Raw genomic sequence first — 14,772 nt, 5'->3', positions numbered from 1 at the left:
CCGCCCACCCCGCCGTCGGCCAAGCCCTCGCCCACGTCCGCGAAGACCAACCCGGCGACAAACGCCTCGTCGTCTACACCACCCTCACCACCACCGCCTCCACCGGCAACGTCACCCCCGGCGAACTGCGCGCCGCCGTCACCGACACCCTCCCCAGCTACATGCTCCCCGCCGCCGTCGTCATCCTCGACACCCTCCCCGTCACCGCCAACGGCAAAATCGACCGCCGCGCCCTCCCCACCCCCGACTACACCAGCACCACCGAAGGCCGCGCCCCCCGCAACACCACCGAACAAACCCTCTGCACACTCTTCGCCGACGTCCTCGGACTCACCACCGTCACCATCGACGACCGCTTCTTCGACCTCGGCGGCCACTCCCTCCTCGCCACCAAACTGGTCAGCCGCATCCGCACCGCCCTCAGCACCGAACTTCCCATCCGTGCCCTGTTCGACGCCCCGACCGTCGCCGCCCTGGCCGCCGTCCTGCCCGCCTCCGGCACGGCCCGTCCGGCCCTGCGGCCCATCGACCGGCCCGAGCGCATCCCGCTCTCCCCGGCACAGCAACGCCTGTGGTTCATCGACCAGTTCGAGGGCCCCAACGCGCTCTACAACACCCCGTGCGCGGTGCGCCTGACCGGCCGGGTCGACGCCCCCGCCCTCCAGGCGGCGCTGACGGACGTCCTCGACCGCCACGAGGTGCTACGCACCGTCTACCCGACCACCGACGGCCAGCCGCACCAGCTGATCGTCGAGCGTCCCGAACTCCCGCTGCACACCGTGTCGGTGGCCACCGAGGAAGCGCTCCAGGACGCCCTGGCCGAGGCCGGCGGGGAGGTCTTCGACCTCGCCCACGACCTGCCCGTCCGCGCCACGCTGTTCTCCCTCCCGCACGACGAACACGTCCTGCTCGTCCTCATGCACCACATCGCCACCGACGGCTGGTCCGTCGCCCCGCTCCTGCACGACCTCGCCACCGCCTACGAAGCCCGCCTCGCCGGCACCGCACCGCAGTGGGAGCCGCTGCCGGTGCAGTACGCCGACTACGCCCTCTGGCAACACGAACTCCTCGGCACCCCGCAACAACCCACCACCCTGCTCACCGAACAACTCGCCCACTGGCAGCAGGTGCTGTCCGGCCTCCCCGAGGAACTGGCGCTCCCCTACGACCGCCCCCGCCCGACCGCGCCGACCCGTCGGGGTGCGGCGGTGGAACTGCACCTGGACGGCGAACTCCACGGCGCCCTGGTCGAGTTGGCGCAGCAGAGCCGAGCCAGCGTGTTCATGGTGATGCAGGCGGCACTCGCCACCACGCTGGGCCGCCTGGGCGCGGGCACCGACCTGCCGATCGGCACCGTCGTCGCCGGGCGCACCGACGAAGCGCTCGACGACCTGGTCGGCTTCTTCGTCAACACCCTGGTGCTGCGCACCGACACGTCCGGCGACCCGAGCTTCCGGGAGCTGCTGGAGCGCGTCCGGATCGGCACCCTGGACGCCTTCGGGCACCAGGACGTGCCCTTCGAGCGCCTGGTCGAGCTGCTCAACCCGGCGCGCTCGACGGCCCGGCACCCGCTCTGCCAGGTGATGCTGACCTCCGGCGGCGACGCCGGAACGATCCGCCTCGGCGGCCTGCCGGGCCGGGTCGAGGCGCTGGATTCGGACCTCGCCAAGTTCGACCTGACCTTCGCCTTCAGCGAGGCCTTCGACCGCGACGGCGGCACCGCCGGCCTGGAGCTGACGGTCGAGTACGCCGTCGACCTGTTCGACCGGGCCACGGCGGCGGCGACGGCCGCACGGTTCGAGCGCGCCCTGCGCGCGGTGCTGGCCGACCCGGACCAGCGGGTGGGCCAGGTGGAGATCCTGGCGCCGGAGGAGCGCCGACAGCTGATCACGGCCTGGAACGACACCGACCACTCCGTCGCCCCCGCCACCTTCCCGGCACTCTTCCAGGCCCAGGCCGCCGCCCGCCCCGACGCCGTCGCGCTCGCCTTCGGCGCCGAGCAGCTCAGCTACGCCGAGCTGAACGGACGCGCCAACCGCCTCGCCCGGCTGCTCACCGCACACGGCGCGGGCCCCGAGCGGTTCGTCGCGATCGCCCTGGACCGCTCGATCGAGCTCATCGTCGCCCAGCTCGCCGTCCTCAAGGCCGGCGCGGCCTTCCTCCCGCTCGACCCGCGCTACCCGGCCGACCGCATCGCCTACATGCTCGCCGACGCCGCCCCCGTCCTGGTCCTCACCACCGGCACGGTGGCCGCCGGCCTGCCGGCCGACAGCGCCGTCCCGCGCCTGCTGGTCGAGGAGCTCGACATCTCCGGCCACCCGGCACACGACCTCACCGACGCCGAAACCGGCACCGAACTCGGCACCGCCACCACCCCCGACGCCGCCGCGTACGTCATCTACACCTCCGGCTCCACCGGCCGCCCCAAGGGCGTCGTCGTCCCCCACACCGGCCTCGCCGCCCTGGTCGAGAGCCAGCGCCAGAGCCTGGCCGTGACCCCGGACAGCCGCTACCTGCTGTTCGCCTCCCCCTCCTTCGACTCCGCCGTCGCCGAACTCAGCCTGGCCCTGCTCACCGGCGCCCGCGCCGTCCTCGCCGACGCCGACCAGCTGCTGCCCGGCCCCGCCCTGGTCGAACTGATCGCCGAGCAGGGCGTCACCCACGTCACCCTGCCGCCGACCGCCCTGGCCGTCCTGCCCCCCGACGCGCTCGCGCACGTCGAGACCCTGGCCGTCGCCGGGGAGGCCTGCCCGCCCGACCTCGTCGAGCACTGGTCCGCCCGCCTGCGGATGGTCAACGCCTACGGGCCGACGGAATCCACCGTCTGCGCCAGCATGACCACCCCGCTGTCCGGCCGGATCGCACCGCCGCTGGGCCGGCCCATCCTGAACACCCGGCTGCACGTCCTGGACGCCGCCCTGCAGCCCGTCCCCGCCGGGGTCGTCGGCGAGCTCTACCTCGCGGGCTCCGGCCTGGCCAGGGGCTACCTCAACCGGCCCGGCCTGACCGCCGAGCGCTTCGTCGCCAACCCGTACGGCGCCCCCGGCAGCCGGATGTACCGCACCGGTGACCTCGCCCGCCGCCGGGCCGACGGCTCCCTGGAGTACCTCGGCCGCACCGACCACCAGGTCAAGGTCCGCGGGTTCCGCATCGAACCCGGCGAGATCGAGGCCGCCCTCGTCCGCCACCCCTCCCTCGCCCAGGCCTTCGTCCTGGTCCGCGAGGACCGCCCCGGCGACCGGCGCCTGGTCGGCTACGCCGTGGCCCGGCCCGGGCAGACGGTCGACCAGGCCCTCCTGCGGGCCCACGTCGGCGCGACCCTGCCCGACTACATGGTGCCCTCCGCCGTCGTGGCCCTGGACGCCCTCCCCCTCACCGCCAACGGCAAGGTCGACCGCCGCGCCCTCCCCGCCCCCGACACCGCCGCCTGGCCCGGCGCCGGGCGGGCGCCCGGCACGCCGCAGGAGGAGGTGCTCTGCGGGCTGTTCGCCGACGTGCTCGGGCTCGAACAGGTCGGTGTGGACGACAACTTCTTCGAGCTGGGCGGGCACTCGCTGCTGGCCGCCCGGCTGGTCGCGGGGCTGCGGGAGCTGGTCGGCGCGGGCGAGGGGATCGGGGTCCGCACCGTGTTCGAGGCGCCGACCGTCGCCGGACTCGCCGAGCGGCTCGCCCGGGGGCCGGGCGCCGAGAGCTTCCCCGTCCTGCTGCCGATCCGCACCCGGGGCTCGCGCCCGCCGCTGTTCTGCGTCCACCCGGCCGCGGGCATCAGCTGGGTGTACACGGGGCTGCTGCGCCACCTCGACGCCGAGCAGCCGATCTACGGCCTCCAGGCCCCGGGCCTGGCCGATCCGGGCCACCGCCCCTCCTCCGTCGCGGAGTTGGCGCGCGACTACCTCGCGCAGATCCGCGCCGTCCGCCCCGAGGGCCCGTACGCCCTGCTCGGCTGGTCCTTCGGCGGGGCCGTCGCCCACGCGATCGCCGCACTGCTGCGCGACCAGGGCGAGGAGGTCCGGCTGCTGGCCCTGCTGGACGCCTATCCGGGCGCCGGCGAGGCCGGGCCCGAGCAGTGGCGGGACGACCCGGAGCAACTGGCAGTGATCCTCGACTCGCTCGGCCACCCGGCCGGGGAGATCGGCGCCTGGCCCGAGGACGAGGACGGCTACGCCGAGCTGGTCCGGCACGGCGAGGGCCCGCTCGCGGGCCTCAGCGGCGCCGCGGTGGCCCGGGTGGTCGCGGTCTTCCAGGCCAACGCCGAGCTGGCGCACGCGCTCCCGCTGCCCGGCTACGACGGCGACGCGGTGGTCTTCACCGCCGCCAAGGACCGCCCCGCCGACGCCCCCGACCCGGACGGCTGGCGCCCCCACGTGGGCGGCCGGATCGACGTCCACGAGGTGCCGAGCACCCACGGCGCCATGACGGGCCCCGAGGCGCTCGCCGTCATCGGCCCGGTGCTCGCCGCCCGCCTGACCGGCCACCTGACCGCCTGACCGACCGGCCGACCGCCCGCCTGACCGACCGGCCGCCGACCGACCTCCTGACCCGCCGACTTTCGCATCCCTTCCGACCGCAGGCCACCGACCTGCACCCACCGCGCGGGCCGCACCCGGCCCGCCCACCGAGAAACGGACACCACCATGACCACTGCCGCCATCCCCGACACCTGGCGCGGCGTCACCCCGTCGCCGATCACGTCGACCGACGCCTACAACGGCTTCATCGCCGCCAACGTGATCTTCGCGCTGGACCGGATCGGCGTGCTGGAGAAGCTCGGGCGCGGCGAGCCGCTCTCGGCCGTCGAGGCCACCGCCCAGGGCGGTGACACCGCCCGGACCGAGGCCGTCCTGCGCGCCGCCGCCGACTGCGGCTACGTCAAGGCCGACGGCGGCACCTACGTGCCCACCGAGGTGGGCCTCGAAGTCGCCGCCGCGCGCGGCTACTTCACCTGGGCCGTCGGCGGGTACCACGACGTGTTCGGCCGCGCCGGGCACCTGAGCGCGGGGACGCACCGCTACAGCGAGGACGTCCTGCGCGACGAGGCGATGGTCGCCCTCGGCTCCGCCCAGTGCGACCAGTCGCTGTTCGCCGCGCAGCTGACCGACGTGCTCTCCGGCATCGACTTCCGCACCATCGCCGACCTGGGCAGCGGCACCTCCGCCCGGGTGCGCCGGGTGGTCGGGCAGCGCGAGGGCACCCGGGGCCTGGGCATCGACATCAGCCGCCCGGCCACCGACATCGCCCGCCGCGACATCGTCACGGCCGGGATGCAGGACCGCGTCACCGCCGTCCGGGCCGACGTCCTGGGCCTGCTCGGCACCCAGATCGACAACGACGCCGAGGCCGCCGAGGTGGCCGAGGTCGACACCGTGATGAGCTTCTTCCTGCTGCACGACCTGCTGGCCGACCCGGCCACCCGCTCCTCGATCTTCACCCGGATGCGGGAGGCCTTCCCGAAGGCCCGCACCTTCGTGCTCGGCGACACCATGCTGCGCGGCCCGGGCGAGTCCCAGAGCGCCCTGCCGGTCTTCTCGGTCGGCTTCGAGCTGGCGCACGCGATGATGGGCGTGCCGCTGCACACCAAGGAGACGTACGAGGAACTGTTCACCGACGCCGGACTGCGGATCGACCGCGTCGAGGCGCTGGCCACCCCGCACTCCTGGCTCTACGTCCTCCAGGCCGACTGATGGCCGCCGCCGCCAGACACCTGCTGGCGCAGAACGAGCACCCGGGCCCGCCGCTGCCGTCCGTCGTGGCCGCCCTGGCCGCGGCCGCCGGCGACCTGCACCGGTACCCGGACTTCCGCCCGCAGCGGATCGAGGGGATCATCGCCGACTGGCAGCGCGTCCCGGCCCCTCAGGTCGTGGTCGGCCACGGCTCGGCGGGCGTGGCGCTGGACCTCTTCCACGCCGTCGTCGGGCCCGGCGACAACGTGGTGCACTCGGCGCCCTGCTTCGACGCGTACCCGCTGTTCTGCGAGATCGCCCGGGCCGAGGCCCGGGCCGTCCCGCTCGGCCCCGACGCCCGGCACGACCTGGCCGCGATGGCCGATCGGCTGGACGAGCGCACCCGGATCGTCGTGCTGTGCAACCCGCACAACCCGACCGGCACGGTCTACTCCTGGGCGGAGCTGACGGACTTCTTCCGCCTGGTCCCGGCCACGGCGCTGATCCTGCTGGACGAGGCGTACGTCGACTTCGCCCGGGACTGGGCGGCCCCGGCGGTGCCGGACCGGATCGCCGAGTGGCCGAACCTGGTGGTGCTGCGCACCCTCTCCAAGTCGCACGGCATCGCCGCCCTGCGGATCGGCTACGCGCTCGCGGAGGAGTCCGTGGCCCAGCGGGTGCGGGACCACCAGGTCCCGTACGCGGTGAACCGGCTCCAGGAGGCGGGCCTGCTGGCCGCCGTCTCGGCCCAGGACGAGGTGGACCGGCGGATCGCCGAGATCGCCGCCGAGCGGGAGCGCCTGCGGGCCGAACTGCTGCGGCTGGGCTGGACGGTGGCGCCCAGCCTGACCAACTTCCTCTGGGTCGTCGCGCCGGGCGACCAGCTCCCCCTGCGGGCGGAGCTGGAGCGCCGAGGGGTGGCCGTCCGCTACTACCCCGGCCAGGGCATCCGGATCGCCGTCGGTGAGAAGGACGCCAACGACGCGGTGATCGAGGGCTTCACCGCCACCGCGCCCGCCGCTCCCTGACCGCACCCCGCGCCCGCGCATCCCGGCCGTCTCCGCACGTCCCAGCACGTCCCCGCACGTCCCAGCACGTCCCCGCACGTCCCCGCACGTCCCCGCGCACGGCGCGTGAGGGCGCACCGTCCGCGCCCCACGCGCCGAGCAGCCCAGCACCCTCAGCAACCCAGCACGCCCGGCACGCCCAGCACCCGAAGCGCCGTCGGCGCAGCGAAGGAACCGCGATGCACCCGCTGTTGGCCCGCCCGGAGTTCCGGCGCTACCTCGCCGGGCAGACCCTGTCCGTCCTCGGCGACAGCGCCCTCTCCATCGCCCTCGGCATCTGGGCCAAGGTGCTGACCGGCAGCAACTCCGCCGCCGGGCTGGTGCTGTTCTGCTTCGCCGCGCCGCTGCTGCTCCTGCCGCTGGGCGGCCTGCTCGCCGACCGGGTCCGGCGCAGACCGCTGCTGGTCGGCGTCAACCTGATAGTGGCAGTGGGGTTGACGCCCCTGCTGCTCGTCGACGGTCCGGACCGGGTCTGGATCATCTACTGCACGGCCTCGCTCTGCGGTCTCGCCGGGGCCGTGCTGGCCCCGGCGCAGAGCGCCCTGCTGCGGACGATCCTGACGGATCGTCAGGACTTCGGCGCGGCAGCCGGGTTCACCCAGAGCGCCCGGGCCGGCACCACGCTGGTCGCGCCGCTGCTCGGCTCGGGCCTCTACAGCTGGCTGGGCGGGCACGCCGTGGCGCTGGCCGACCTCGGCGTGCTGCTGCTGGCGGCCCTGGCCTTCCTCGGCCTGCGGGCGGACGAGCCCAGGCCGGAGCCCTCGGGCCTCCGGTGGCGCACCGATGTGCTGGCGGGCTTCGCCCACCTGCGCGGTGCGACCGGGCTGCGCCCGCTGGTGGCGGCCACCGCCGTCACGGGCTTCGTGCTGAGCCTGCTCCAGCCGGTGCTGTTCGCGCTGACCCAGCACGGGCTGCACCGCCCGCCGCAGTTCCTCGGCGTGCTGGAGACGACCGAGGCGGTCGGGGCGCTGGGCGGCTCGGTGGTCGGCGGTCTGCTGATCGGCCGGCTCGGACCGCGCCGGACGGTCATGGCGGGGTCGGTGGTGTTCGGCCTCGGCACGGTACTCCTGCTCGCGCCGTCCCTCCCCGTGGTGACGGCCGGCCTGGTGATCGCCGGGGCGGGCATCCCAGCCGCCATGGTCGGCCTCGCCACGGCCGCCCAGGCGGCCACGCCGCCCCAGCTGATGGGCCGCGCCCAGGCGGCCGTCAACCTCTCGCTCACCGCCCCGCAGGCCCTCGCGGTCGGCGTCGGCTCCGGACTGGTGGCCGCCCTGGACTTCCGGGTCGTGCTGGCCGTGATGGTGCTCGGCGCCCTGCTCGCGGCCGCCCACCTGCTCGGCAAGCCCGAGGCCCCGACCGGGCCCGAGGCCCCCGCCGGCACCGAGACCTCCGCCGAGCCCGCGGCCCCCGAAGAGCCCGAGAGCCCCACCGAGCCTCCGGCCGGCTCCGAGAGCCCCACCGAGCCTCCGGCCGGCTCCGAGAGCCCCACCGAGCCCGGGAGCGCCCCGGACCTCCAGCGCACCTGATCGCCCGATCACCCTCGACACCTCCTCTCCTTCCTCACCAGAAAGCTCCTCAGATGACCGACCGCTCCTCGCCCACCACCGCCCCGCTCCCCGTCGAACTGGACCACGTCGAGTTCTACCTGTCCGACCTCACCGCCGAGACCGCCCGGCTGACCAGCGAGTACGGCTTCGAGCTGCTCGTCCCGCCCACCGAGCGCGGCGAGGCCGCCGAGCGCTGCCTCTCGGCGCTGGTCGGGCAGGGCACCATCCGGCTGCTGCTCACCCAGCCGCTGGCCGGCGGCCACCCGGCCACCGACTACCTGGCCCGGCACGGCGACGGCGTGGGCGCACTGGCCCTGCGGGTGCCGGACGCCGCCGACGCCTACCGGACGCTGACCGGCCGGGGCGCCGACGGCCTGCGCCCGCCGCAGGCCGCGCACGGCTGCGTCACGGCGGTGGTCGGCGCCTTCGGCGACGTGGTGCACACCCTGATCGAGCGCGGCCCCGAGGCCCCCGCCGACCGGATCCCCGGCCTGCCGGACGCCGCCCCGGTCACCGACACCGGCACGACGGGGCTGCGCTCCGTCGACCACTTCGCGGTCTGCGTCCCCTCCGGCGAGCTGCGCGAGACCGTCCGCCGGTACTGCGAGGTCTTCGGCTTCCGGATGATCTTCGAGGAGCGGATCGAGGTCGGCGCGCTCGGCATGGACTCGGCGGTCGTGCAGAGCGCCGACCACAGCGTCACGCTCACCCTGATCGAGCCGCTCAGCCCGGACGCGGGCGGCCAGATCGCCTCCTTCCTCGCCGACCACGGCGGCGCCGGGGTGCAGCACGTGGCCTTCTCCTCCGCCGACGCCGTGCACTCCGTCTCCGCGATGGCGGAGCGCGGCGTGCCGTTCCTGCGCACCCCAGGCGCGTACTTCGACGCGCTGCCCGCCCGTCTGACGCCACTGCGGCACTCGCTCGACCAGCTGCGCGCCCTGCACCTGCTGGTCGACCAGGACCACGACGGCCAGCTGTTCCAGATCTTCACCCGCTCCCAGCACCCGCGCGGCACCTTCTTCTTCGAGGTGATCGAGCGCATCCGGGCCCGCACCTTCGGCAGCAACAACGTCCGCGCCCTCTACGAGGCCGTCGAACTCCAGCGCAGCGCCAGCGAAGTGGCCGGATGAGCGCGCCGGCCCTGACCGGGCACCAGCCCTCCCCCGCCCCGTCGCCCTCCTCCCCGTCACCCTCCCCCCAGCCGCTCTCCGTCGCCGAGTACGCGGAGCCCGCCCGGGCCGTCCTCGCGCCCGAGGTCTGGGACTGGCTGGAGGGCGGCGCGGAGCGCGAGAGGACCCTCGCCGGCAACCGGGCGGCCTTCGACCAGCTGGCCCTGGTGCCCCGAGTGCTGGCCGACGTCTCCGCCTGCGACACCGCCACCACCCTGGTGCGCAGCCGCGCGACCCTGCCGGTGGCGGTGGCGCCCGTCGCGTACCACCGGCTGTTCCACCCCGAGGGCGAGCTGGCCTCGGCCCGGGCGGCGGCCGCGGCGGGGGTGCCGTTCACCGTCGGCACGCTCAGCAGCGTCGGCTTCGAGGAGCTGGCCGCGACGGGAGCCACGCTCTGGTTCCAGCTGTACTGGCTACGCGACCGGGGGCGGCTGCTCGACCTGGTCGCGGCGGCCGAGGCGGCAGGCAGCGAATGCCTGGTCGTCACCGCCGACGTGCCGTTCATGGGCCGCCGCCTGCGCGACGCCAAGAACGCCTTCGCGCTGCCCGCGGACGTCCGCGCGGTCCTGCTCGAAGACGGCGCCGCCGGGCGGGCCCACCAGGCGACCACCGCCGTCTCGGCCGTGGCCGCGCACACCGCCGAGCTGCTCTCCCCCGCCGTCACCTGGGCGGATCTCGCCTGGCTGCGCGAGCACACCAGCCTGCCGCTGATGGTCAAGGGGGTGCTCGACCCGGCGGACGCGGTGCGGGCCGCCGAACTCGGCGCCGAAGCCGTGGTGGTGTCCAACCACGGCGGCCGCCAGCTCGACCGGGCCGTCCCCTCGATCACCGCGCTGCCCGCCGTCGCCGAGGCGCTGGCCGGCCGCGACTGCCAGGTGCTGCTGGACAGCGGGGTGCGCGGCGGATCGGACGTGCTCACCGCCCTCGCCCTCGGGGCGTCCGGGGTGTTGCTCGGACGCCCGATGATCTGGGGCCTGGCGGCCCGGGGCGAGGCCGGCTGCGCCCACGTGCTCGACCTGCTGGCCGCGGAGCTGCGGCACGCGCTCGGCCTCGCGGGCTGCGCCGACCTGAGCGCGGCCGCCGCGCTGCGCACCACCCCCATGCCCTGCCCCACCTGGAGTGCACCGTGACCACCACCGCCCCACCCCGCGGCCTGCTGCGGGCCGACCTGCACCCCTCCCTCGCCGACCCGGCGATGACCTCGATGAACCTGCTCAACGAAATCTCCATCCGCTACCCGGAGGCGGTCTCCTTCGCCGCGGGCCGCCCGGCGGAGCAGTTCTTCGAACTCGACGCCGTCCACCGCCACCTGGACCGCTACGTCGCCCACCTGCGCGCCGAGCGCGGGCTCTCCGAGGAGGCGGCCCGGCGACAGGTGCTCCAGTACGGGCGGACCAAGGGGATCATCCACGAGCTGATCGCCACCCACCTCGCGGTGGACGAGGGCATCGAGGTGCCCGCCGAGTCGATCGTGGTGACGGTGGGCTGCCAGGAGGCGATGTTCCTGGTGCTGCGGGCGCTGCGCCGCGGCCCCGAGGACGTGGTGCTCGCCGTCTCGCCCACGTACGTGGGGCTGACCGGCGCGGCGCTGCTCGCCGACCTGCCGGTGCGGCCGGTGGCCGACGGCCCGGACGGCGTGGACCTCGCCGACCTGCGCCGCCAACTGGCCGCCGCCCGGGCCGAGGGGCTGCGCCCGCGCGCCCTCTACCTGGTACCGGACGTCGCCAACCCGAGCGGGGCCAGCCTGCCGCTGGAGCTGCGGCGGGAGCTGCTCGCCCTGGCCGCCGAGGAGGACTTCCTCCTGCTGGAGGACAACCCGTACTGCGTCTTCGCCGGCGAGGAGCGGCTGCCCTCGCTCAAGGCCCTGGACACCGAACGGCGGGTCGTCCACCTCGGCTCCTTCGCCAAGACGGCCCTCCCGGGCGCCCGGGTCGGGTACGTGGTGGCGGACCAGCCGGTGGCGGACGGCGCGGGCGGCACCGACCTGCTGGCCGACCTGCTCGGCATGATCAAGAGCATGACCACGGTGAACACCTCACCGATCGCCCAGGCCGTGATCGGCGGGGCGCTGCTCGAACACGGCTACAGCCTGCGGGCCGCCAACACCGAGGTCGCCGCGCTCTACCGGCGCAACCTCGCGCTCGTCCTGGCAGGCCTGGCCCGGCGCTTCCCGCCCGGCAGCGGGGTGAGCTGGAACGAGCCGCGCGGCGGGTTCTTCCTGGTGGTCACCGTGCCGTTCGTGGTGGACGACGCGCTGCTCGAACTCTCGGCCTCGGAGTACGGGGTGATCTGGACCCCGATGTCGCACTTCTACCCGGACGCGGGCGGGGAGCGGCAACTGCGGCTCTCCGTCAGCCAGGTCGACCCGGACACCGTCGACCGCGGGCTGGACGGACTGGCCGCCCTGATCGCCGCACGGTCCTGATCTCCGTAAGGTCCTGATTTCCGTACGGTTTTGATCGCCACACGGTCCTGATCACCGTACGGTTTCGATCGCCGTACGGTCCTGACCTCGGAGGGGGCGCCCGCTCCGGCGCCCCCTCCTTGCCGGGCCCCGCGTCAGGGGCAGCGGTTCGGGCCCGGGTCGGCGATGCCGACGCTCCCGGGCGCCCGGTCCGCCGGCGTGGCGTCCTCGGACAGCATCTTGATCCGGACCTGCCGCACATACCGGTCCACCAAGTGGCGCAGCACGCTGACCGTGGCGGCGACGTCCGGCGCCGGAATGCCGTCCAGCGCATTGGCCAGACCGGCGATGTTGGCCTGTTTCAGACGGTTGAGCATCGCCCGCCCCTCGGCCGTGAGCGCCACCTGGCGGGCCCGGCGGTCCAGCACGTCCGGAGTGCGTTCCACCAGTTGCTGGGTCTGCAGCCGGTCGATCTGCCGGGTGACGTGGGAGGGCTTGACCATCAGCCGGGCGGCCAGGTCGCCCACGCGGCTGACCTCCTCGGCCTCGGCGAGCGCGCGCAGCAGGTAGACGTCCGAGCGCGCCGCCGTGATGCCGGCCCGCGCCGTCTGGCGCTCGTGTTCCTGCGAGCGGGTCAGCAGGTAGGCCAGCGAGGCCAGCACCTCCTCCAGTTCGGAGGTGGCGGTCGGATTGTCTGTTGCGTCCGGCATGGGGGAACTGTAGCGACCCCGTTCGGGGAGTGGCTCCCCTCTCGACCACTGACCGGTTTCCGGACAGATTCGTTCGCCACCGGATGGGCCCTTTCGCCACCACTGACCGCGAGTTAGCGTGACGGTGAGTTAGTTGCTTAGGGCATGCAACGGTCCCGGGCGCTACCCCACGGCACCGCAGGCCCATCCGCTCGGCGCCACCGGCAAATCCGCTCCGCGAAGGGAGCCCATGATGGCCACCGCCGCTCACAACCCCCGGTTCACCCACCCCGCCGCCCGTGGCGGCTGCCCGTTCGACCCGCCGCCGGCCTACCAGCAGGCCCAGCAGGACGAACCGATCAGCCGGATCACCCTCTGGGACGGCGCCCCCAGCTGGCTGGTCACCCGCCACGACGACATCAAGGCCGTGCTCAGCGACGCCCGCTTCAGCTCGGACGCCGCCCGGCCCGGCTTCCCGTTCATCAGCGCCGGAGCCCGGCAGCTGAGCACCGGCCAGCGGACCTTCATCCGGATGGACGACCCGGAGCACGCCCACCTGCGCCGGATGCTCACCAGCGAATTCATGATCAAGAAGGTCGAGGCACTGCGCCCCGAGGTCCAGCGCATCGCCGACGAACTGCTCGACGAGCTGACCGCCGGCCGCAACTCCGGCGACCTGGTCCACGAGTTCGCGCTGCCGCTGCCGTCCCTGGTCATCTGCCTGCTGCTCGGCGTCCCCTACCAGGACCACGACTTCTTCCAGGAGTGCAGCCGGGTCCTGCTGCGCCGCGACTCCTCGGCCGAAGAGGTGCAGATCGCCCAGAAGAACCTGGTCGACTACCTGGTCAAGCTCACCGACTCCAAGCGCACCGAGCCCGACGACGGCATCCTCAGCCGCCTGGTCGCCCGCGGCGAACTGAGCACCGAGGAGATCGGCGCCATGGGCCGGCTGCTGCTGGTCGCCGGACACGAGACCACGGCGAACATGACCGCGCTCTCCATCCTGGCCCTGCTGCAGAACCCCACCCAGCTCGCCCACCTGCGCGAGCACCCGGAGTCGGTCGCCGGCGCCGTCGAGGAACTGCTGCGCTACCTCACCATCGTGCACTCCGGCCTGACCCGGGTCGCCACCGAGGACGTCACCGTCGGCGGCGTCCGGATCCGAGCGGGCGAGGGCGTGATCTGCATGATCAGCACCGCGAACCGGGACGAGCAGAAGTTCCCCGACGGCGACGAGCTCGACCTCTCCCGCGACGCGCGCCTCCACCTGGCCTTCGGCTTCGGCGTCCACCAGTGCCTCGGACAGCCCCTGGCCCGGCTGGAACTGCAGATCGCGCTGAACTCCATCCTGCAGCGACTGCCCGAACTGCGCCTGGCCGTACCGTTCGAGGAGATCCGCTTCCGGGGCGACATGCTCATCTACGGCGTCCACGAGCTCCCCCTCGCCTGGTAGCGGCCCCCCGCGTCCGAACCGATCCTCCGAAAGGAAAGCCATGCTCATCCACATCGACCAGGAAAAGTGCTGCGGCGCCGGCCACTGTGTACTGGCCGCCCCCGAGGTCTTCGACCAGCGCGAGGAGGACGGCATCGTCATCCTCCTCGACGCCGCACCCCCCGCCGACCTCCACCAGGCCGTCCAGGACGCCGCCGCGGTCTGCCCGGCCGCGGCCATCCGCCTCGAACACCTGTAATCACCCCCACTCCCCAACCCGCCGCCGGGCGAAGACCCTGACCGCGCGTCGGGTCCGGCCGAACCGACCGGTCCCGACCGAGGCCGAACCTCGACATCCACGCCGTGGAACAATGGACGGACCTCGCGAGGGGAGGCGGCGAGCATCGAAGGAGCGGCGGGTTGGCAGGGCTGGTGACCGACTGGATCCGGGTTCCGGTGGGCGAGGACGCTTCGAGGTGGACCACCCGCGGTGGCTGCCGCCGGGTTCTCCTCGTCGTCCACAACGTGACCTCCGCGACCCGTCTCCTGGACGTCGTTCCGCTGTTCCGCGACGACCTCAGGATCCAGCTGCTGGCCGCCTGTACGGGATCGTCCCCCTTCAGCGCAGGAGTCGCCGAGCTGCTGAGCTCCCTCGGGGTTCCGGTACTTCCGTGGGAGCAGGCCAAGCAGACACCCGTCGACCTCGCCCTGTCAGCCAGCTTCGGCGGTGAACTCTCCGTTTTCCAGGGGAAGTTGGTCGTCCTCTCGCACGGAGCCGGATACAATAAAAGGCTTGCAACACCG

Annotated in this window: 10 protein-coding genes and 1 pseudogene; 10 read left to right on the top strand and 1 reads right to left on the bottom strand. The window is 74.0% G+C overall.

The window, feature by feature from the left end; genetic code table 11:
- The 7 genes from AB0O82_RS24910 to AB0O82_RS24880 form a co-directional block, all read left to right on the top strand.
- The coding region (locus tag AB0O82_RS24910) for an amino acid adenylation domain-containing protein (protein ID WP_363586160.1) at positions 1-4,487 on the top strand (4,487 nt) is incomplete at its 5' end.
- A gap of 147 nt (positions 4,488-4,634) precedes the next feature.
- Positions 4,635-5,681: a class I SAM-dependent methyltransferase gene (locus tag AB0O82_RS24905; protein WP_363586159.1), complete on the top strand. Its 1,047-nt coding sequence runs from the start codon at positions 4,635-4,637 to the stop codon at positions 5,679-5,681.
- The gene (locus AB0O82_RS24900; RefSeq protein WP_363586158.1) at positions 5,681-6,688 is read left to right on the top strand and encodes an aminotransferase class I/II-fold pyridoxal phosphate-dependent enzyme; all 1,008 of its coding nucleotides are present in this window, start codon (positions 5,681-5,683) and stop codon (positions 6,686-6,688) included. The genes AB0O82_RS24905 and AB0O82_RS24900 overlap by 1 nt, the downstream gene beginning before the upstream one ends.
- A gap of 218 nt (positions 6,689-6,906) precedes the next feature.
- Complete coding sequence (locus tag AB0O82_RS24895) at positions 6,907-8,253, top strand: MFS transporter (RefSeq protein WP_363586157.1); 1,347 nt, start codon at positions 6,907-6,909, stop codon at positions 8,251-8,253.
- Positions 8,254-8,306: 53 nt separating this feature from the next.
- Entirely contained in the window at positions 8,307-9,404 is a 1,098-nt protein-coding gene (gene hppD, locus AB0O82_RS24890) for a 4-hydroxyphenylpyruvate dioxygenase (RefSeq protein ID WP_363586156.1), read from the top strand.
- Positions 9,401-10,573, top strand: coding sequence for an alpha-hydroxy acid oxidase (locus tag AB0O82_RS24885; protein WP_363586155.1), 1,173 nt, complete (start codon positions 9,401-9,403; stop codon positions 10,571-10,573). The genes hppD and AB0O82_RS24885 overlap by 4 nt, the downstream gene beginning before the upstream one ends.
- 65 nt (positions 10,574-10,638) lie before the next feature.
- Positions 10,639-11,868 (top strand): PLP-dependent aminotransferase family protein, encoded by a 1,230-nt coding sequence (locus AB0O82_RS24880; protein WP_363586163.1) that lies wholly within the window; start codon positions 10,639-10,641, stop codon positions 11,866-11,868.
- A gap of 134 nt (positions 11,869-12,002) precedes the next feature.
- Here the strand turns inward: AB0O82_RS24880 and AB0O82_RS24875 are convergent, their stop codons facing one another.
- On the bottom strand, positions 12,003-12,557 hold the full coding sequence (locus AB0O82_RS24875) for a MarR family transcriptional regulator (RefSeq protein ID WP_363586154.1): 555 nt from the start codon (positions 12,555-12,557) through the stop codon (positions 12,003-12,005).
- 232 nt (positions 12,558-12,789) lie between these two features.
- Between AB0O82_RS24875 and AB0O82_RS24870 the strand changes: the two genes are divergently transcribed.
- The 3 genes and pseudogenes from AB0O82_RS24870 to AB0O82_RS24860 form a co-directional block, all read left to right on the top strand.
- A complete protein-coding gene (locus AB0O82_RS24870; RefSeq protein WP_363586153.1) occupies positions 12,790-13,989 on the top strand; it encodes a cytochrome P450 in 1,200 nt (399 codons plus the stop codon).
- Positions 13,990-14,029: 40 nt separating this feature from the next.
- The gene (locus AB0O82_RS24865; RefSeq protein ID WP_363586152.1) at positions 14,030-14,227 is read left to right on the top strand and encodes a ferredoxin; all 198 of its coding nucleotides are present in this window, start codon (positions 14,030-14,032) and stop codon (positions 14,225-14,227) included.
- A gap of 170 nt (positions 14,228-14,397) precedes the next feature.
- Positions 14,398-14,772, top strand: a pseudogene (locus AB0O82_RS24860) (hypothetical protein); the annotation flags it as partial.

This window comes from Kitasatospora sp. NPDC088264 (assembly GCF_040685715.1).
Taxonomy (GTDB): domain Bacteria; phylum Actinomycetota; class Actinomycetes; order Streptomycetales; family Streptomycetaceae; genus Kitasatospora.
The sequence above is the reverse complement of the archived record's forward strand: the minus strand, read 5'-3'. Positions and strand labels throughout refer to the sequence as shown.